At 30.9% G+C, this 20,458-nt stretch carries 24 protein-coding genes; 22 read left to right on the top strand and 2 right to left on the bottom strand.

All coding sequences use genetic code 11. The features are described from left to right. Positions 1 to 4: 4 nt before the first annotated feature. The 9 genes from AC5SL0_RS04915 to msrB all read left to right on the top strand — a co-directional run bounded on the left by AC5SL0_RS04915 (position 5) and on the right by msrB (position 9,028). Positions 5 to 1,042: a rod shape-determining protein gene (locus tag AC5SL0_RS04915; protein WP_494618006.1), complete on the top strand. Its 1,038-nt coding sequence runs from the start codon at positions 5 to 7 to the stop codon at positions 1,040 to 1,042. Positions 1,043 to 1,047: 5 nt separating this feature from the next. Continuing rightward, on the top strand, positions 1,048 to 1,899 hold the full coding sequence (gene mreC, locus AC5SL0_RS04910) for a rod shape-determining protein MreC (protein WP_494618004.1): 852 nt from the start codon (positions 1,048 to 1,050) through the stop codon (positions 1,897 to 1,899). Beyond that, the gene (locus AC5SL0_RS04905; RefSeq protein WP_494618003.1) at positions 1,896 to 2,417 is read left to right on the top strand and encodes a rod shape-determining protein MreD; all 522 of its coding nucleotides are present in this window, start codon (positions 1,896 to 1,898) and stop codon (positions 2,415 to 2,417) included. The genes mreC and AC5SL0_RS04905 overlap by 4 nt, the downstream gene beginning before the upstream one ends. Beyond that, a complete protein-coding gene (gene mrdA, locus AC5SL0_RS04900) occupies positions 2,407 to 4,374 on the top strand; it encodes a penicillin-binding protein 2 (protein WP_494618001.1) in 1,968 nt (655 codons plus the stop codon). Before AC5SL0_RS04905 ends, mrdA begins: the two co-directional genes overlap by 11 nt. Next, a complete protein-coding gene (gene rodA / locus AC5SL0_RS04895; protein ID WP_494617999.1) occupies positions 4,375 to 5,496 on the top strand; it encodes a rod shape-determining protein RodA in 1,122 nt (373 codons plus the stop codon). 68 nt (positions 5,497 to 5,564) lie between these two features. Continuing rightward, positions 5,565 to 6,806, top strand: coding sequence for an NAD(P)/FAD-dependent oxidoreductase (locus AC5SL0_RS04890; protein ID WP_494617998.1), 1,242 nt, complete (start codon positions 5,565 to 5,567; stop codon positions 6,804 to 6,806). Continuing rightward, on the top strand, positions 6,807 to 7,706 hold the full coding sequence (locus AC5SL0_RS04885) for a DMT family transporter (protein WP_006997917.1): 900 nt from the start codon (positions 6,807 to 6,809) through the stop codon (positions 7,704 to 7,706). It begins immediately after the preceding gene. Then, positions 7,699 to 8,649, top strand: a complete 951-nt coding sequence (locus AC5SL0_RS04880; RefSeq protein ID WP_494617997.1) for a D-2-hydroxyacid dehydrogenase family protein — start codon at positions 7,699 to 7,701, stop codon at positions 8,647 to 8,649. The genes AC5SL0_RS04885 and AC5SL0_RS04880 overlap by 8 nt, the downstream gene beginning before the upstream one ends. Before the next feature lie 4 nt (positions 8,650 to 8,653). Then, on the top strand, positions 8,654 to 9,028 hold the full coding sequence (gene msrB, locus AC5SL0_RS04875; protein ID WP_494591420.1) for a peptide-methionine (R)-S-oxide reductase MsrB: 375 nt from the start codon (positions 8,654 to 8,656) through the stop codon (positions 9,026 to 9,028). 1 nt (position 9,029) lies between these two features. Here msrB and grxC read toward each other — a convergent pair whose 3' ends face one another. Both grxC and AC5SL0_RS04865 read right to left on the bottom strand, forming a co-directional pair. Further along, positions 9,030 to 9,284, bottom strand: a complete 255-nt coding sequence (grxC, locus tag AC5SL0_RS04870) for a glutaredoxin 3 (RefSeq protein ID WP_494617995.1) — start codon at positions 9,282 to 9,284, stop codon at positions 9,030 to 9,032. A gap of 3 nt (positions 9,285 to 9,287) precedes the next feature. After that, complete coding sequence (locus tag AC5SL0_RS04865) at positions 9,288 to 9,584, bottom strand: TIGR03643 family protein (RefSeq protein ID WP_271625945.1); 297 nt, start codon at positions 9,582 to 9,584, stop codon at positions 9,288 to 9,290. A 137-nt stretch (positions 9,585 to 9,721) separates the two neighbouring features. On the opposite strand from AC5SL0_RS04865, the gene AC5SL0_RS04860 reads away from it, so the two are divergent. The 13 genes from AC5SL0_RS04860 (at position 9,722) to AC5SL0_RS04800 (ending at position 20,453) form a co-directional block, all read left to right on the top strand. Then, entirely contained in the window at positions 9,722 to 10,336 is a 615-nt protein-coding gene (locus tag AC5SL0_RS04860; protein WP_494617993.1) for a LysE family translocator, read from the top strand. 89 nt (positions 10,337 to 10,425) lie between these two features. Beyond that, positions 10,426 to 11,667 (top strand): amino acid ABC transporter substrate-binding protein, encoded by a 1,242-nt coding sequence (locus AC5SL0_RS04855; RefSeq protein WP_006997923.1) that lies wholly within the window; start codon positions 10,426 to 10,428, stop codon positions 11,665 to 11,667. Positions 11,668 to 11,735: 68 nt separating this feature from the next. Beyond that, positions 11,736 to 12,629: a branched-chain amino acid ABC transporter permease gene (locus tag AC5SL0_RS04850; RefSeq protein ID WP_006997924.1), complete on the top strand. Its 894-nt coding sequence runs from the start codon at positions 11,736 to 11,738 to the stop codon at positions 12,627 to 12,629. Then, on the top strand, positions 12,629 to 13,681 hold the full coding sequence (locus tag AC5SL0_RS04845; RefSeq protein ID WP_006997925.1) for a branched-chain amino acid ABC transporter permease: 1,053 nt from the start codon (positions 12,629 to 12,631) through the stop codon (positions 13,679 to 13,681). Before AC5SL0_RS04850 ends, AC5SL0_RS04845 begins: the two co-directional genes overlap by 1 nt. Then, on the top strand, positions 13,681 to 14,421 hold the full coding sequence (locus AC5SL0_RS04840) for an ABC transporter ATP-binding protein (RefSeq protein ID WP_006997926.1): 741 nt from the start codon (positions 13,681 to 13,683) through the stop codon (positions 14,419 to 14,421). The genes AC5SL0_RS04845 and AC5SL0_RS04840 overlap by 1 nt, the downstream gene beginning before the upstream one ends. After that, the gene (locus tag AC5SL0_RS04835; RefSeq protein WP_020169637.1) at positions 14,421 to 15,206 is read left to right on the top strand and encodes an ABC transporter ATP-binding protein; all 786 of its coding nucleotides are present in this window, start codon (positions 14,421 to 14,423) and stop codon (positions 15,204 to 15,206) included. The genes AC5SL0_RS04840 and AC5SL0_RS04835 overlap by 1 nt, the downstream gene beginning before the upstream one ends. Further along, entirely contained in the window at positions 15,206 to 15,910 is a 705-nt protein-coding gene (locus tag AC5SL0_RS04830) for an AzlC family ABC transporter permease (RefSeq protein WP_006997928.1), read from the top strand. Before AC5SL0_RS04835 ends, AC5SL0_RS04830 begins: the two co-directional genes overlap by 1 nt. Next, the gene (locus AC5SL0_RS04825; protein WP_006997929.1) at positions 15,900 to 16,223 is read left to right on the top strand and encodes an AzlD domain-containing protein; all 324 of its coding nucleotides are present in this window, start codon (positions 15,900 to 15,902) and stop codon (positions 16,221 to 16,223) included. The genes AC5SL0_RS04830 and AC5SL0_RS04825 overlap by 11 nt, the downstream gene beginning before the upstream one ends. Beyond that, positions 16,223 to 17,134, top strand: coding sequence for a glutarate dioxygenase GlaH (glaH, locus tag AC5SL0_RS04820; protein WP_494617991.1), 912 nt, complete (start codon positions 16,223 to 16,225; stop codon positions 17,132 to 17,134). The genes AC5SL0_RS04825 and glaH overlap by 1 nt, the downstream gene beginning before the upstream one ends. Positions 17,135 to 17,166: 32 nt before the next feature. After that, entirely contained in the window at positions 17,167 to 17,934 is a 768-nt protein-coding gene (locus AC5SL0_RS04815) for a pyrroline-5-carboxylate reductase (protein ID WP_494617989.1), read from the top strand. 5 nt (positions 17,935 to 17,939) lie between these two features. Next, the gene (locus AC5SL0_RS04810) at positions 17,940 to 18,734 is read left to right on the top strand and encodes an ABC transporter ATP-binding protein (RefSeq protein WP_006997932.1); all 795 of its coding nucleotides are present in this window, start codon (positions 17,940 to 17,942) and stop codon (positions 18,732 to 18,734) included. After that, positions 18,734 to 19,441 carry an ABC transporter ATP-binding protein gene (locus AC5SL0_RS04805; protein WP_006997933.1) on the top strand — a complete coding sequence of 236 codons (708 nt, stop codon included), beginning with the start codon at positions 18,734 to 18,736 and terminating at the stop codon, positions 19,439 to 19,441. The genes AC5SL0_RS04810 and AC5SL0_RS04805 overlap by 1 nt, the downstream gene beginning before the upstream one ends. A gap of 1 nt (position 19,442) precedes the next feature. Then, entirely contained in the window at positions 19,443 to 20,453 is a 1,011-nt protein-coding gene (locus tag AC5SL0_RS04800) for a branched-chain amino acid ABC transporter permease (protein ID WP_006997934.1), read from the top strand. Positions 20,454 to 20,458: the final 5 nt, after the last annotated feature.

Genomic DNA, 20,458 nt, shown 5'->3' with positions numbered 1-20,458 from the left:
TAAGATGGCTAATTGGTTTAAAAATTTAAGTAGTATTTGGAGTCAAGATATGGCGATTGATCTTGGAACTGCTAACACACTTGTTGTTTTAAAAGGGCAAGGAGTAGTTTTAAATGAACCCTCTGTAGTAGCCATTGCTGATAATATGGGAAAAAAAACTGTGTTAGCTGTAGGTGATGAAGCAAAGACGATGCTTGGAAGAACACCTGGTAACATTAGTGCTATTAGACCTTTGAGAGACGGAGTGATTGCAGACTTTATAGTTACAGAGGAAATGATTAAACATTTTATAAAAAAAGTTCACAAAAATAAAACTTTTGCAAACCCAAGAATTTTGATCTGCGTTCCTACAGGGTCAACACCAGTTGAAAGAAAAGCCATTCAAGATAGTGCGTTAGCAGCAGGTGCGAGAAGAGTACAATTAATTGAGGAACCTATCGCTGCAGCAATTGGTGCAGGTCTTCCAATCTCAGAAGCAACAGGATCAATGGTTGTTGATATTGGTGGAGGTACTACGGAAATAGCTGTTATGTCACTGGGAGGTCTTGTTTATTCTAGGTCATTAAGAGTAGCTGGAGATGCAATGGATACAGCTTTAGTTAATTATATGAGAAAAGAATACAATTTAATGATTGGAGATAGTACCGCCGAAAAAATAAAAAAAGAAATTGGTACAGCTATACCATCGAACAGCAATACTTATGCTGTTAAAGGTAGAGATTTAAGATCAGGAACACCTAAAGAAGTAAATATTACTGAAGAAGATACAGCAGAAGCTTTAAATGATATTTTAAAAGAAATGGTGAATGGGATAAAAGATGCTCTGGAAAATACTCCTCCTGAATTATCAGCTGATTTAGTGGATATGGGTTTAACTTTAACAGGCGGTGGGGCTTTATTAAAAAATATTGATAAAAGGTTCTCAAAAGAAACTGGATTGCCAGTTTTTATAGCAGATGATCCGTTAGCATGTGTTGCAATTGGGACAGGAAAAGCGCTAGATCAAGAAGAAACATTCTCTACTATGTTATCTGAGTATTAGAAATAATGGAAACAAGCAGAGATGATTTTGTAATTGCATTAAGATCTGCTTTTTTAAAAAAAGGAACAAAGCAAAGATTCTCATTATTAAGTTTAATATTTTTTTCTATAGTTTTTTTAATTTTGGGCAGCTTTAATTTTAAAATTATAAACTATGTAAAAATAGGCATTAAGGAAGTAGTTTATAGATCGTCTTTTATAGTTTCTGTGCCAGAAAATTTATTAAAAGATAGTTATATTACAATCCAAAATTACAAAAAACTTTATAAGGAAAATGAAAAAATAAAGTCTGAACTAGAAATTTTAAAAGCCAAAGATTTATTAAATGAATTTATAATTTCAGAAAATCAAAGGTTAAAAAATATTGTTGATGATTATTTGATTAAATCAGCAACTATAATTGCTAAAGTTTTAAGTGATAAAAGTAGTCCATATTTAAGATCAATCATCATTAATAAAGGCAGCAAACATAAAATAAACCTTGGAATGGTTGTAATAGATGGTGCATATCTTGTTGGAAAAATTGTTGAGGTTAACTATTCCTCATCTAGGGTATTATTACTTTCAGATTTGAATAGTAAAATTCCAGTCATAGTAGAACCAAACACAGTATTTTCTATACTTTCAGGGACGGGTAAAGATTATGGGATAATTCAGTATAGCAAAAAATATGAGGATATCAAAAATGAGTCCGTTATTTACACTTCAGGAGCAGGCAGCTTATTCAAGGCTGGAATACCCATAGGAAGAATGAATATTAATAACTTGAGTGATGAAAAAAAAGTAGATTTTTTTTCAGATTTTTCTCAATTAAAATTTGTAAAAGTTGTTTCATTTAAAAAAAGTGAGAACAAATGACAGTATTAAGAAATAAAAATTTTATTAGAATGATATTATTAAAAGTACCCTTAATTTTACTTTTTGTATCTGTTTTAAATGATTATGATTTTAATTATTTGGGTTTAAAATATTTTTCATTTAATTTTTCATACATTTTAATTTTTTACTACAGTCTAAAAAAAAATGAAAGTTTAGGATACACCTATATTTTTATTGCAGGTTTGTTTAACGATGTTGTGATAGGAACTCCAATTGGATTAAGCAGCTTAATGTATCTAATTCTTTGTGGAGCAGCATCCTATCTTAGAAATATCACTTTAAGACCAAGTTTACTAAAAGATGGTATATTTTTTCTTTTAACAATTTTAATTATAAATTCATTATTGTTTTTATCTTTAAAATTTATTTTTAATTATGAGTTAAATTATTTTGAACAAATAATAAATATTGCATTCACTTTTTTGTTTTATTTTTTATTTTCAAATTTATTTAATTTTTTTGAAAATTATGTAGTGAGAAATAATAATGCTGGGTGAAGATTCTGGTGTAAAAAAAGTTCACACTATTAATAGAAGAATGTTCATTATTGGTGTTGCCAAGTTGGTTGTATTTACTGGAATAATTACTCGATTATTTTCATTACAAATTACAGAGAATAAAAAATATTTAACTCTATCTGACAAAAATAGGTTACGTGAGTGGAGATTACCTCCAATTAGAGGTGAGTTTTTAGATTATTTTGGAAATATTATTGCTGGAAATTTAAAAGTGTATCAATTGCACGTAATTCCAGAGGAAGTAGAAAACTTTAAATATTTGATGGTAAGGTTAAAAGATATTTTATCAATCACTAATAATGATTTTAAAAAAATAATAGACCAAAAAAATAAACAAAAACCCTGGGAAACTATAATCATCTCTAAAAATTTAACATGGGAGCAGTTTACAAAAGTTAATTATTACTTGCACGATTTAGTAGGAGCCAAACCAGTTCTATCTGTATCACGAAACTATCCCTTTAATGAAAGTTATACACATGTCTTGGGCTATGTTAGTGAAGCGAGTGAAAAAGATATTCTAAATAATGAAATTATAAGAAGTACACATGTACCAGGACTCAAAGTGGGAAAAAATGGTTTAGAAAAAACTTTTGAAGATGAATTAATTGGTACGAATGGTATCCAAAGGTATGAAGTTAATGCCTATGGAAAAAGAATTAACCAACTTGATCATACCGATGGATTAAATGGCAAAACAATTAAACTGACAGTAGATACAGAAATTCAAAAGTTTTGTAATGAGCTTTTAAAAGGTGTAGCTGGCTCAATAAGTGTAATGGATATCTATACGGGTGAAATAGTTGCTATGCAATCTTCACCGTCATTTGACCCTAATTTATTTCTTTTTGGAATTAATCAAGATGATTGGCAGTTAATTAGAAATAATCCATTAAAACCATTGGTTAATAAAACTTTATCTGGTTTGTATTCACCAGGCTCAACATTCAAACCAATGGTAGCTTTATCAGCACTAGAAAATAAAATTATTGATGAAAATTTCAAAGTTAACTGTAAAGGAAAAATTGAAATGTATGGTCAAACTTATCATTGTTGGAAAAAAAAAGGACATGGCATTGTAGATTTAAAGAGCGCAATGAAGCAGTCTTGTGATACATATTTTTATGAGATTGCGAGAAAACTTGGTGTGGATCGATTAAAAGAAACATCTATAAAATTTGGCCTTGGTGAAAAAGTTTTAAATGAAACATTTAGTATTGAGAAAAAAGGGTTAATTCCTGACACCAAATGGAAAAAAAATAATTTAGGAAAAGGTTGGGTTATAGGTGAAACATTAATCACAGGAATTGGACAGGGCTATACTCAAACAACACCTCTACAATTATGCCAAATGACAGCTCAGCTTGCAAATGGAGGATTTAAGATTTATCCAAAAATAATAGTAGATGAGGATAGTAAAACTGCAGAAGAAATTAAATTCATAATGAATAAAAACAAAAAACAATTAAATAAAAAAGACAGTGGACTAAAAGAAACAACAGAAGAACTTTTAGAGTTTTTAGATAAAAAAGAACATGAAACTTTATTTAAAAGTTCTAAAAATATAAACTTAGTTCGTGAAGCGATGTTTGCATCTACAAATGAGGTCAGAGGGACTTCTTACAATTCACGTATCGAAGATCCCAAATACCAATTTGCTGGAAAGACAGGAACATCACAGGTTAAAAGAATAACTGAAGCTGCAAGAGAACTTGATTTAAGTACTTCTGAAATTCCATACAATGAGAGGGATCATGCTTTATACATAGCTTTTGGTCCATATAAGAATCCAAGATACGCATTAAGTATTGTTATAGAGCATGGTGGATCAGGTAGTTCAACTGCTGCACCGATTGCAAAAAAACTATTTAAATTAATTGTAGATAGACATGAACTAAGAGAGAAACAAACTAAGCAAAATGATTTAAAAATATAAATGCAATACAATTCATTTAATACACAACCCACTTTTTTTCAAAAATTAAGAAATTTTGATTACATTTTGTTAATTTGTATTTTATTACTTGGGTTAATTAGTGCTTTGTCCATGTACTCAACAGATGGGGGGGAAATCTTGTTTCATAGTAAAAGTCATATTTCAAAATTTTTAATTTTTTTCACAATGATGATTTTTATGTCATTTTTTAATATTAAATTTTGGCATTACTTTGCTTACTTATTTTATATTGTAGTTTTATTTTTTCTAGTCTGGGCTTCTTTATATGGCATTAAAGCTTCAGGATCACAAAGATGGATCAATCTATATTTTATTAATTTACAGCCATCTGAATTAATGAAAATTGCAATAATAGTATGCCTTGCTAAATATTATCACCGTATACAATTGAATAAAGTTAATAGTTTTCAGGTTATGTTTGTTGCTTTGGTAATTTTAATTTTACCAATCATGCTTGTTATTACTCAACCTGATTTGGGAACTTCAATTTTAATTGCTTTAAGTGGATTAGTTGTCATATGGCTTGCAGGAATTAATATTAAATATTTTGTTTATTCATTTATAACTTTATTAATTTCAATGCCTTTTGCCATTGCTTTTTTACAACCTTATCAAAAGCTTAGAATTTTGACTTTTCTTAATCCAGATAGGGATCCTCTAGGTGCAGGTTACCAAATTATCCAATCTAAAATAGCAGTTGGATCTGGAGGTTTAACTGGTAAAGGTTTTTTAAAAGGAACTCAAAGTTATTTAGAATTTTTACCAGAAAAACATACAGATTTCATTTTCACTTTATTTGCTGAGGAGCATGGTTTTTTAGGTTCACTAGTTTTATTGTTAATTTATATAATCATTATTCTTAGAGTATTAAGAGTTGGTGCAATCTCGAGGAGTTATTTCGCTAAACTTTTTTGCTACGGCTATGGGTCTGCAATATTTTTTTACGTAACAGTAAATATGTCAATGGTTTTAGGTTTACTGCCTATCGTTGGATCTCCCCTGCCAATTATGTCATATGGAGGGTCTTCAATGCTTGCAACCATGATTGGATTTGCAATTGTTATGAGCGCTAAAATTAATCATAAACAGCTAATAGCGTAAGTATTTTAATGTTTTACTTGTCGAATTTGTCGCGAGAATATTTAATTTTAAGAATTATATAAAGTGTCATGGAAAAAAATTTAAAAATTGGAATTGTTGGTGCTGGTATACAAGGTATTTCGAATGCTTTATTTTTACAAAAAAAAGGTTTTAGTGTAACAATTTTTGATAGAGATGAACCGGGAAGTCCTGCTGCATCCTACGGTAATGCAGGTCACTTTTCTCCATATGCTTCTGTTCCTATAAATAGACCTGATGTATTAACTGATGTCCCTGCAATGCTTTTAAGTTCTACAGGTCCACTTGCTTTAAAATGGAACTATGTTCCAAAAATGATGCCTTGGTTTTTACAATTTATAAGAAACTGTACTACAAAAAGAATGATGCATACCGCTAAAAACATGCATCAAATTTTAGATTTAGCATTACCTGCTTATGATGAATTATTTGATGAAGTAGAGCTTGGAGGACTGGTTGAAAAAAAAGGTATTTTATATATTTGGAACGATCAAAGTTTAAAAAGCAGGGAACTAGAGATTAAAGTTAGAAATGAACTGGGGGTTGATCAACAAGTAATTACTCCAAAAGAAATTCATGACTTAGAACCGAATATAAAACCTATCTATCATGGAGGTGTTTATTATCAATATGGCAGACATGCGAGAAACCCTAAGAAAATTCTTTTAAAACTTTATGATCTTTTTTTGAAAAAGGGGGGTAAGTTTTTAAAAATGAATATTAAAGACATAAATTTTAATGATGAAAAGCCAGTTATAAAAGCTGAATCACAAAGTTTTCTATTTGATAAAATTGTTATTGCCTGTGGTTCATTTTCAAAAAAATTAACAGATAATTTAGATGAAAAAATACCTCTAGATACTGAAAGAGGATATCATGTGCATTTTAAAAATTGTGATCATCTTTTAAGTAGACCCGTAATTTTCCAAAATAGAGGATTTGGTATTACACCCATGGAACAGGGACTTAGAGTTGTAGGTACGGTTGAATTTGGTGGATTAGACAACCCATTATCAAAATCAAGAGTTAAAAATTTAATTAATAATGCAAAATACATGATGGGTGATTTACCCGAACATGAAGATGAGTGGCTTGGTTTTAGACCTACATTACCAGACTACTTGCCTGTAATAGGACCTTCAAAAAAATATAAAAATGTTTTTTATTGCTTTGGTCATCATCATTTAGGATGGACATTAGGACCTATTTCAGGGAAAATAATCTCTGGAATGATTGCTGAAGAAAATACAAACTTAGATTTAAAGCCATATAGCTCTCTTAGGTTTAGCTAAGTGATAAATAAAAATAATGTTGCTTATATTTTTTTATTTTTAGCAGCTTTATTTTGGTCAGGAAATTTTTTAGTTGGAAAATTTGCTAGTCAATATCAAGTACCTCCATTTTCATTAAATTTTTATAGATGGCTTTTTGCTTGGTTGATCTTAGCTCCATTTACAATTCAAGAACTATTTAACAAAAGAAGTTATATCTTAGAAAATTATAAATATTACACAATTCTTGGAATAACGAGCGTTACTATCTTTAATTCAATTGTCTATTATTCTTTAAACTTTACGCAAGTAATCAGTGGAGTGTTGATGATATCAACAATACCAGTGATGATCATTTTCATTTCTTCAATTTTAAAAATTGAAAAAACTAATACTTTTCAAATAATGGGCGTTACATGTTCTTTTATTGGAGTTGTTTTAATTATAACCAAAGCAAATCTTGGAATATTAATGAATTTAGACTTTAACAAGGGTGATATCACGATGGTTTTTGGAATGCTTTCTTGGGCTACTTATTCAGCTCTTTTAAAGAAAAAAAAACACGAACTATCTCAACTAGGTTTACTAGAAGTAGTAATTTCATTTGGCTTTATTTTTTTAATACCAATTTACTTTATAGAGTATCAAATGGGCTTTAGAATTGTTTTAAATCAAAACTTTTACATGATTTTATTTTATGTAGTTCTATTTCCAGGTCTTGCTTCTTTTATTTTTTGGATAAAAGGAGTTGCTTTAATTGGTGCCAATAGAGCAGGTGTTTTTTTACACATGATGCCTATTTTAAGTGCAATTATGGCAATGATTATTTTTAATGAAAAATTTATGTTTTATCATATGTTAGGCGCAATATTTATTTTAACAGGAATTCTTTTATCAAATAGAAAAATTAAAAATGCTTAAAGTTGCTATCTTAGATGATTACCAAAACGTGTCTCATGAATTTGTTGATCTAAAAAAACTGTCAGGAGAATATGAATTTAAAATATTCAGTGAACCCTTTGAAGATGAGGCAGACGCCATAGAACAACTATCAGACTTTGAAGCATTATTGATAATGAGAGAACGAACTCCTATTACTAAAAATTTAATTGATAATTTAAATGATCTTAAATACATCATCACCAGTGGTTCAAGAAATAAAGCAATAGACCTAGCTGCTGCTAAAAAGAGAAAAATTACAGTGTGTGGAACGGAGATTAATTTTACTCCAACTTCAGAATTAACTTGGGGTTTAATTTTAGGATTGGCTAGAAACTTTAAGGAAGAAATCGACAATATGTATCAAGGGTACTGGCAAACAACTATTGGCTTTGAACTTAAGGGAAAGATTTTAGGGTTAGTTGGACTTGGAAGGGTTGGTTCACAAGTTGCTAAAATTGGTAAAGCTTTTGGCATGGAAGTTATGGCTTGGAGTGAAAATTTAAACTTGGATACCTGTAAAGAATTAGATGTTCTTCCATGCAGTAAAGAAGATTTACTTCAAAATTCTGATTTTCTATCTATCCATGTTCAAGGTGGTGAGAGATATAAAGAATTAATAAAATTAAAAGAGCTTGATATGATGAAGAAAACTGCTTTTTTAATTAACACATCAAGAGGATCAATTATTAATGAAGATGATTTAATTATCGCACTATCAACCAATGTTATTGCTGGAGCAGGACTTGATGTTTATGAAAAAGAACCTTTACCAGAAGGTAATAAACTAAGATTTTTACCAAATGCATTGTTAATGCCCCATGTTGGTTATGTAACAGCAGAAAATTATAGTATGTTTTATACACAAATGATTGAAGGTTTAGAGGCTTGTGTTGCAGGTAAACCCTTAAGAGTATTAGAATAAATTTATGACAAAAAAAATTAACAAAGATCTTACAGCTGAACAAAAATTAGTTTTATTTGAAGATGGAACTGAAGCACCAGGCACGAGTGAATTAAATCATGAAAAAAGAGAAGGTAGCTATCACTGTACTAATTGTGGTGAAAAATTATTTGATTCAAACACTAAATATGAAAGTGGTTCAGGTTGGCCATCGTTTTATCAATCATTACCAGATGCTTTTGAAACTAAAACAGATACTTTATTAGGGTACGAAAGAGTAGAATATCATTGTAAGAAATGTGGTGGTCATCATGGTCATATCTTTGAAGACGGACCCAAACCAACTGGTAAAAGATATTGTAATAATGGTGTTTGTCTGACTTTTAAACCTAAAAACTAATTTATTTTAAAAGTTCTAGTAATTTATTTTCTTTTTCAAGAGCCCTAACATCATCGTAACCACCAATATGATTTTCATCAAAAAAGATTTGAGGAATAGTTCTTTTTCCATTAGCTTTAGTAATCATTTCATCCATGGCACCATCGACTGTAGCAATGTTGATTTCTTTATATTCAACGTTGTTTCTAGTTAATAATTTCTTCGCTGCATCACAAAAAGCGCAAAGTGGACCTGTATAAATAGTTACTGATTTCATATCTTATAAATAATCATTCTTTTTAATTTTACTAGTAATTTCTTTTCTAGAGTATTCAAATTTTTTTCTATGTTTAATACTTTTTTGATTAACTCTTTTTCTCCACAATCTAAAAGAAACAGGCTTTATAGATCGTCTCATAATTTTGATTACTTCAGCTTCAGTCTTCCCAGTTTTTTGTTCTATTTCTTCAAAGGTAATTCGGTCAGCCCAAGCAGCCCAAATAATCCAATCAGGATCTGATATATGAGGTTCTGGGTTTTTAACTCTAGTTATGGGGGTGTGACCTTTTTTTTTCATAAATCCTTTATTTTCATTATATTTGAAAAAAATGATTAATGCATTTTATTTAGGCTCATGATAATATCATATTTAAGATAGTCCTATTTAGCCATCTTTAGCTCCCGGTTTTATTTAGGACTATCCAAACCTTTAAAATGCTTCCTTTAAATTATTTCCTTTTTTTACAGATTATTTTATTTATGTTTATCACTCCTGGTACTCCCAGAATTGTGATCATTTCTTACTCGATGAATTATGGAGTTCAAAAATGTATCTGGACTGCATTAGGGGATGTTACCGCAAATACAATTCAAGCAATTTTAGTGATTTTTTTTCTTGGATCTTTTTTTGTTGATAACCCAAATTTTCTAAATACCTTTAAATGGATAGGAATTGCATACTTACTCTATCTTGCTTATGATATTTATAACTCAAGACCTAAAGAGATAAATTCAAATAATAATTCTTCAAAAAGTATCTTTTCATTTTTTAAAGATGGATTTTTAGTTGCAGGATTAAGTCCTAAAGCTTGGATGTTTTTTCCTTTAATCTTTCCACAGTTTATAGATTTTAATTCAAATTATATTATCCAGTTTATAATTTTAACCACAACTTATGTTGTGTTAGATTTTTTATCTTTAATTGCTTACGCTGTGCTTGCTAAAAAATTAATTGTTTGGATAAAAGCAAACCCAAAAGTTATAAATACAATTTCAGCGTGTGTATTACTTATAATTGCAATAATTATAGCGTTTATTCAAAAATATTAGGTCGCATCTTTCCACTTGAGGGTTGTATGAAGTTTAATTTAAAGGTTTAATAATTTTTTAAATTTAAAACTAATAGAGGAAGAAATAAAATGAAAATCAGAAATATAATTATTACTTTAGTTTCTGCAATTGCTCTTTTAATTTCAGCTTCAACAATATCTTTCGCGAAGGTTGTTGGGGATAAAATTATTTTAGGTGCAGCTATTTCATTGACTGGAAAATACTCGTCAAATGGTGTTCATACTCAAAACGGCTATAACTTAGCAGTTGACAGAATAAATGACATGGGTGGTATTAAAGTTGGTGGAAAAACTTACAAGTTTGAAATCATTTATTACGATGATGAATCAAACTCTGGAAGAGCAGCACAACTTGCAGAAAGATTAATTCAACAAGATGGTGTTCAATATATGCTTGGACCTTATAGCTCAGGTTTGACTAAAGCTATGGCTCCTGTAACTGAAAAATATCAAGTTCCTATGGTTGAAGCAAACGGTGCGTCTAGATCGTTATTCACTAAGGGCTATAAATATTTATTTGCAGTACTAGCTCCAGCGAACTTATATCTTGATGTAGCAATTGATCTTGCAGTTGAAAAAAATGGTGGAAAACCAGTTAAGATTGCAATGGCATTTGAACAAGACGCTTTCTCTCAAGATGTGAGATTAGGTATTCTTGATGCTGCTAAAAGAACAGGTTCTAAAATCATTATAGATGACAAGTTACCAAAAGAGCTTAACGATATGGCTGCTACTTTATCTAAAGTAAAAGCTACTAATCCGGACGTTCTTGTAGTTTCAGGTCATACTAAAGGTGCTTTGACAGCTGTTAGACAAATCTCAGAGATGAAAGTTGATGTGAAAATGTTAGCAATGACTCACTGTGATGCTGCTAAATTATCTAAGCAACATGGTAAAGCATCTGAGTACGCGCTTTGTGCTTCTCAATGGCATAAGTCTCTATCTTACACAGATAACTTCTTTAAAGATGGTATGACATATGATGCAGACTTTACTAAAGCTTTCGGATATGCACCGCCATACCAAGCTGCTGAATCTTCTGCTGCTTTATTAGTTTTTAAAGATGCGTTCGAAAGAGCACAATCATTTGATACTAAAAAAGTTAGAGATGCTTTAGCTGCAACTGACATGCAAACTTTTTATGGAAACATAAAATTTGCTGAAGGTGGTCAAAACGTATCTAAGCCAATGGTGCTTTTCCAAGTATCATGTAACGATGATGGTAGTAAGTGTGAAAATAAAGTTGTTGCTCCTACAAAATGGGCATCAGCTGAGTTGGTACACCCAATTCCATCTTGGTCAAAAAGATAATACCTAATATGTAAAATGCTCCCTAGAAATAGGGGGCATTTTTTTATAAATAATAGAAAATAAAATTTATGGATTTCTTAATTTTCCAAGCCCCAATACTAATGGTCCAAGCTTCAATGGATGGAATACTACTTGGTATTTTATTTGCATTAATTGCTTATGGAATGGCTTTGCAGTGGGGAGTAATGAATATAATAAACATTGCTCAAGGAGAATTAGTAATCATGGGTGGATACATCGCTTACTTCATGTATTTATCAGGAATTCACCCAGCCTTTGGAGTAATTGTATCACCAATCATTATGTATTGTGTTGGTTGGGGAATGTACAAGCTTGTTATTAATAAAGTAGTAGACAAAGATTTATTTACATCAATTCTTGCAACTTTTGGAATTAGTATTTTAGCACAACAATTAATGAACTTTGCATTTGGTGCCGATGTAGTTGTTGCTCAATCAAATTTTGGAACAACAATGTTGTTTGATAATTCAGTGACACTACCTAATGCTAAGATATTTTCAGGAGCAATTTGTGTGATATCGGCAATTATTCTTGTCATCTACATGAAAAAATCAAAATTAGGCAGAGCTATTAGAGCAACCGCTCAAAATGCAAGAGCTGCTAAAATTTTAGGTGTTGATACTGAAAAAGTTTATGCAGCAACATTTGGAATAAATGCAGCACTATGTGGAATAGCAGGAGCATGTATTGCAATCACATTCACGTTGCACCCTTACACAGGACTACCTTACACAGTTAGATCTTTCATGATTGTAATTATTGCAGGACTTGGAAATTTACCAGCTGTTGCAATATCTGGTATGGGCCTTGGAATATTTGAGGAATGGGCAGATTATCTACTTGGAACAGAATTTAGAATAGCAGCTGTATTCTCGTTACTCGTATTAATCCTTGTTTATAGAAGATTTAAACTATCAAGAAAAAGAGAATATCTGAAATAATGAGTAAAAATACATTTCTATATGCAGGTTTAATAATTCTTGGTTTGGCTGGAGCATTCATATTCCCAGCTTATAAACTTCAGATGTCGTTTCTTTATATTTTAATTGTACTTGCGATGACTTGGGATGTTCAAGGGGGACAAATGGGTTACAACACATTTGGTAATATATTATTTTTTGGTGTTGGAATGTATGTTGCATCAAGCACTCAGATAGCAATGTTCTTTTCACTAGCTGAGTGGACAGATGCAGGGGGAGAAAAAACTTTTGTTCACACTATCCCACAATTTTTTCAAGGGTTCGGAGTTGGAATATTGTTAGCTGGAATTATTCCAACAATAATTGCTGGAGTAATTGGTTATGGAATTTTAGGTTTAAGAGGACACTACTTTGCAATTTGTACATTAGCTTTAGGAATAGCTGCTGGTGAAATTGCTGGTGGAATTGAAATTATTGGAGCAGGGCAAGGTATGACAGTTCCAGTTTGGCCAAAAGGTTTTGGAACGAATGCATCATCATCACAGTTTATGTACTATTTAAGTTTTGGTTTAGCAGTTGTAACTTTTATTACTTTAAAGTGGGCCTACAGCACAAGATTTGGATTGGTTTTAAACGCAATTAGAGACAATGAAGATAAAGCTGAAGCAATGGGTATTCATACTATGAGATATAAAATTATAGGTTGGATGGTATCAGCTTTCTTTGTTGGAATTGCAGGAGGACTAATGGGTCACATCAATGGTTATATTGAACCTACAGAAATTGCATTTGCAGGACCTACATTTGGAGTGTTCATGGTGTTAATGGCAATTCTTGGTGGTAAAGGAACTTTATGGGGACCACTAGTTGGTGCTGTTCTATTTCATTTATTTAAAGAAGGTTTTTGGACTTACTTCTTAGGCTGGCAGTATGTAGCTCTTGGAGTTTTAATTATTGTAATCGTTGTTTATTTTCCTGAAGGATTAATGGGATGGTTAAGAGAAAAATATCCTGAAAGATTTGGAGAAGTAATTGATGAAGCTGACCGAAAGGCACAGGTAGAATTAAAATAATGGCCATATTAGATATATCAAATGTAAGTAAATCTTTTGGCGGTGTTAAAGCCAACGTAGATATCTCTATGTCAGTTGAACAAGGTTCAATTGTAGGACTGATTGGCCCAAATGGTTCTGGAAAAACTACTTTATTTAACTCAATAGTTGGAACTTATCCAATTGATGGTGGATCAATTAAATTTAACGACAGAGAGGTATCTGAGTTACCAGTACCCGTTATTGCTAAACTTGGATTACTTAGAACTTTTCAGCAAACTCGAATTTATGGAAAATTAAACTGTATTCAAAATATGCTAATAAGCCACAAACCTGAAAACGATGGGATTTTAACAGTTTTCCAAAAAATACCTTCAGATTTAACTGATAAAGCAGAAACATTATTAAAGTTTGTAGGACTTCATCAAAAAAGAAAACTTAGAGCAGGAGATCTTTCTTTTGGTCAGCAAAAATTATTAGAACTAGCAATGGCCTTAATGAATGAGCCTAAAATGCTCTTGTTGGATGAGCCAACAGCTGGAATTAATCCAACATTAATTAATGGAATTATAGATCGTTTAATTAGTGTTAATAAAGATTATGGGATTACCCTGTTAGTTATAGAGCACAATATGAAAGTAATTATGAATTTAGCACAAAGAGTTTTTTGTTTAGCACATGGTCAAATGTTGGCAAACGGAACTCCAGATGAAATTAAAAATGATAAGCGTGTGCTAGACGCTTACTTGGGAGCACAATAATGTCAAATCAATATGATGTATTAGGAAAAGCACCAGGACCTGAAGAATTAAAAAAACTATCTCCAGACAATAACCACGTAACAATAAAAAAATTATCTGCTGGTTATGGTAAGATGGAAATTCTACATGATTTTGATTTGTGTGTAAGTAAAGCTCAATCACTATGTTTAATTGGTCCAAATGGAGCAGGTAAATCTACGATCCTTCATTCTATTTATGGATTTACAAACATTTTTTCAGGACAAATTGAAATTGATGGTAAAGAAATTACTCACTTAACCCCAGCTGAAAAACTTAGGTCATGTGGAATAGCATATATCCTACAAGATAATTCAGTCTTTCCAGATATGACTGTTGAAGAAAATTTACTAATGGGTGGTTATGCCAAAGAAAATACAGACGAGTCTTACCAAGAAGCAGAAAGAATTTTTGAAAAATATGAAAGATTAAGAAATAGAAGAAATCAACCAGCAAAAGTTTTATCTGGTGGTGAAAGAAGACTATTAGAAATTTCTAGAGCACTAGTTATGAAACCTTCTGTATTACTTGTTGATGAACCTTCAATTGGATTAGAGCCAAGATATATAGATATGGTTTTTGAAATATTAAGAGACCTTCAACAAACTGAAAAGAAAACTATTATCCTAGTGGAACAAAATGCAAAAAAAGGATTAGAGTTTGCAGATATTGGTTATGTTTTAGTATCAGGACAAACTGCTATTGCTGGCAAAGGGGATGATTTATTAAAAAATCCTGATGTTGGTAGATTATTCCTTGGCGGTTAATGATTAATAAAGAATTTTTCTTTAAAGGTTTCAAGTCTATTTTAGCTCCAGACAGTCCAGCCCTTGCGTTAGGATGTTGCTTCATCGCTATAGGTGCACTACTTAAAAATTTAGGATTTAATATTCAAGAAAGTATTTTTTCAACGATGCTTACTTATGCTTTGCCTGGATCACTAGTCATGGCTGAGTCGTTATTAGTTGGAGCTTCATTATTAAATATTTTTTTAGCTGTTTGGTTTGTTAATGCTCGTCTTTATCCAATGGCTGTTTCTTTGTTTCCATTAATGATGCATAAAAGCCAACCAAAATGGAAATATTACTTTTCATGTCATTTTATAGCAGTATCTGCATGGCTGATAATGAAGAGTAATTATAAAAGTATTGATAAAAAACATAGAATAGATTTTTGGATTGGAATTGGTTGTGCTACTTGGACTACAGCAGTAATAGGAACATTTATAGGTTTTTACGCGTCTGATTATTTGGATAAAAATATGATGATGGGTTTAGCAATTTTAAATCCAATTTATTTTTTATGCATGATGGTAGGTGCAATGAAAACTATTCAAATTACAGCTGCAGTAATTTTAGGTCTGGTATTAGGACCAATTTTTTATTTTCTATCTCCAGAGTGGTCAATTTTACTGGGTGGGCTTGTTGGTGGAACAATTGCTTATTTTATAGGAGAACTAAATGTCAACTAGTGTATTTCTTGCAATCTTAGTCACGTCCCTTGCAACTTTCTCTTCAAGGTTTTTAGGTGCAATTTCTTCACAAGGAATAAAAGAAACTTCAAAATTATTTAAGTGGTTTAACTGTCTTGCCTACTCAACTCTAGCAGCATTAATAGCAAGAACAATTATATTTCCAGTAGGTGTTTTGTCTGATGCAAGTTATTTAAGTAGAGTAACTGTTGTTTTATTTTGTTTATTTATATTTTTTATATCTAAAAGAAATTTTGTTTATCCTACTGTTATTTCTGCTATCATGATGGCGCTACTAAGTAATTATCTCTAATGGAAAATATCTCTGGAATAACAATAACAGAACATCAAAATTCAAAAAGAATAATTGATATTAGAATTGAAGATGAAATTTTAGATAAATTAATATTTCCATTTAATAAATTTGATATTACTGCTTTAGAGTACAAACCATTTACTAGATTTACTATTGCCAAAAGTTTAGATGATTTAACTTCTAATAAATTAAGCAAATTACTTAATTCAATAATTAGAGACAGAAACACAGGTTGTTTTATAATAGGACCAAAAAATATAAGTCCAAAAATTAATGATACTTTTTTAGTTAAACTATCAACAGCAATTGCATATTTAATTGGTAATCCAAACCATGACGCAATGGCTGGAAAATATTATGCAAGATTTTTCGTAAAGCATGAAGATAAAAGTGACTCGTATTTGAGAAAAGCTTACACAAATATGGATCTTCATACAGACGGGACATATGTCAAAGAGATCACAGATTGGCTGCTTATGACCAAAATTGAAGAACAAAATGTGCAGGGTGGAGAAACGGCAATGTTGCATCTTGATGACTGGGAACATTGTGAGGATTTATTTAATGATCCCATTGGAAAGCAAAAATTTGTATGGGGATCTCCTAAAAGTAAAAATATAGAATATAAAGTTGAGCATCCAGTTTTCACGACTGATGATAAGGGCAAGCCAAATATTTCATATATCGATCAATTCCCTGAGCCAAAAAATATGGATCAAGGAATTTTCTTACAAAAATTATCAGATGGTTTAGAGGAGAGTAAGAACAAGGTAATCACTAAATTAGGACCTGGATCAACTATTGTAGCTAATAATTATTTTTGGCTACATGGAAGAAAACCTTTTAAAGAAAATAAAGATTTAAGCAGAGAACTGTTGAGAATTAGAGGTTCTTTTTTTATTAATTAATTCACTAATATCACTATAAAGTAACTATATTTATGAAATTAGGCTTTATAGGAACAGGTAAAATTACATCTGCTGTCATCACTGGAATTTGTAGTTCTAGTATTTCATATAACAAAATAATCATCTCTCACAGAAATAAATCTACATCTAGTACTTTAAAAAAAAAATTTAAAAAGATAACTATTAGTAAAGATAACCAGGAAATTATTAATTCATCTGATTGGATATTTTTATCAGTAACTCCAACGGTGGGTGAAAAAATTATTAAAAATTTAAAGTTCAGATCAAATCAAACTATAATCAGTTTCATATCAACAATTACTTTAGCTCAACTTAAAAAAGCAATTAAAGTTAAAGCAAAAATTATAAGAGCTATACCATTGCCGCCAATATCTTTAAAAAAAGGACCCGTTCCTATTTGTCCACCCAATAAAAAAGTAAAAGATTTTTTTAATAAAATTGGCACTACTGTTGAAATAAAAAATGAAAAATCTTCAATCAATTTTTGGTCAACCTCTGGAATGATGGCACCATTTTATGAATTATTAAGAGTGATGACTGACTGGTTAGTTAAAAGAGGAGTTAAACGAAATAATGCTCAAAAATATATAACATCTTTATTTTTAGCATTATCAGAAGACGCGGTTGCAAACTCTAAAAAAGATTTAAAATATTTAGTAAAAGAGTCTCAAACACCTAAAGGATTAAACGAACAAGGTGTTAAAGAACTTACCAAAGCAGGTTTTTATAAATCTTTAGAAAAAACACTCAACAGTATACACAAAAGATTAAATAAATAAATTTCATGGATCAAGAGCAGAATATTTTACAAATTGAAAATCTATCTAAATATTTTGGAGGGTTGGCAGCAGTTTCAGATTGTTCTTTAAAGATTAAAAAAGGATCTATTACAGGTATCATAGGACCCAACGGCTCTGGTAAAACTACCTTATTTAATTTAATTGCTGGCAATTTAAAATCTTCACAAGGAAAAGTATTATTTAATAATGAAGACGTGACGGATGTTCCTTCATATGAATTATTTTCTAAAGGAATTTTAAGAACTTTTCAAATAGCACATGAGTTTACTAATCTTTCAGTACTTGAAAATTTAATGATGGTTCCTGCAAATCAGTCAGGTGAAAATTTAATGACAGCCTTACTGAAACCAAGTTTGGTTAGAACTGAAGAACTTAAAGTTAAACAAAAAGCTCAAGACGTAGTTGATTTTTTAAATCTGACGCATCTATCAAATGAATTAGCTGGCAACTTATCAGGGGGTCAAAAAAAATTATTAGAACTTGGAAGAACCATGATGGTTGATGCAAAACTAGTATTGCTTGATGAAGTAGGAGCGGGGGTTAATAGAACACTCCTTAAAGATCTAGGAACTGCAATTCTTAAGTTAAATAAGGAAGAAGGTTATACATTCTGTATGATCGAGCACGACATGGAGTTTATAAGCAGATTATGTGACCCAGTTATTGTTATGGCAGAAGGTTCAGTTTTATTTGAAGGGACTGCTGAAGAAGCTAAGAAAGATGAAAAAGTTATAGAAAGCTATTTAGGTAGAGGATCAAAATTAAAGGATGAGAATTAATGGCTTTTTTTGAAGGTTTAAAAATGACGGGTGGTTATGGTACTGGACCTGATATCATCAATTCTTGTTCTGTTGATGTGAACAGAGGTGAAATAGTTTCAATTCTTGGACCTAATGGTGCTGGTAAATCAACAGCCATGAAAGCAATGCTTGGTCTATTAAATTTAAAATCAGGCTCAGTAATAATTGATGGCAAAGATATTTCACAACTTTCACCACAAGATAGAGTGAGAGAAGGTATTTCATTTGTACCTCAGACAAAAAATGTATTTTCTGGAATGAGTGTTGAGGAAAATTTAGAGATGGGAGCTTATTTAAGAGATGACAATTATCAAAATATTATAGAAGAAATTTATGAACTATTTCCAATACTTAGGGAAAAAAGAAATCAATTAGTTGGAGAATTATCAGGAGGTCAAAGACAACAAGTGGCTCTTGGAAGAGCATTAATGATCAAACCATCTGTGTTAATGTTAGATGAGCCTACTGCTGGTGTTTCTCCAATAGTAATGGATGAATTATTTGATCATATCATCAAAGTAAAAAGAACTAATGTTGCAATTTTAATGGTAGAACAAAATGCTAAACAAGCGCTTAATATTTCTGATCGTGGATATGTACTAGTTACAGGTGAAAATAAGTATTCAGGAACAGGAAAAGAATTATTAAACGACCCAAGAGTAAGAAGCTCTTTTTTAGGTGGATAGTATGGAATTCTTAAACGCAATTATATTATTATTAAATTATATTTTTATGCCAGCTCTTACGTATGGCTCTCAACTAGCACTAGGTGCAATATTTGTAACTTTAATTTATGGAATTTTAAGGTTTGCTAATTTTGCAACTGGGGACATGATGGCTTTTGGTACGATGGTCACCATATTATTTACTTGGTATTTTCAATCACTTGGAATTTCTTTAGGTGTTTTACCAACAGCGTTACTTGCTATCCCTTTTGCAATTGTTTTAACAATTGGATATATGCTCTTAATTGATAAATTTGTTTTTAGATATTATAGAGTGAGCAAAAGTCCTCCTGTTCAACTTGCAATGGTTAGTATTGGTGTAATGTTTGTAACTCAAGCTGTTGTTAGAATAATAATCGGTCCATCAGATCAGAGGTTTTTTGATGGAGAAAAATTTATTATCAAAGCAGGTGAGTTTAAAGAAATGACAGGACTTAATGAAGGTTTAGCAATTAAATCTAGTCAGGTATTAACTATATTTGTAACAATTGTATTGGTTTCTATTTTATTTTGGTTTTTAAACAAAACTAAGACAGGAAAAAGCATGCGTGCTTATTCTGATAATGAGGATTTAGCTTTATTGTCTGGAATTGATCCTAAAAGAGTAGTTATGATTACTTGGATTATTGCAGGAATTTTAGCGACAATTGGTGGAGCTTTATATGGATTGGACAAAAGTTTTAAGCCATTTACCTACTTTAATAACATGTTGCCAATTTTTGCTGCAGCAATTGTTGGAGGTATTGGAAACCCCTTTGGAGCATTTTTAGGAGGATATGTCATAGCATTTTCAGAAATATTCCTAACTTATGCTTATAAAAAATTCTTTATGTATGTTTTGCCAGCAAGCATGGAGCCAGAAACGTTAGTTCAGTTATTATCAACAGATTATAAATTTGCTGTCTCATTTTCTATACTGGTGATTGTCTTACTTTATAGACCTAATGGAATATTCAAAGGGAAGGTACTGTGAGAAAG

Source organism: Candidatus Pelagibacter sp. PS_16, assembly GCF_059417965.1.
This window is presented reverse-complemented; position numbering and strand designations above follow the sequence as displayed.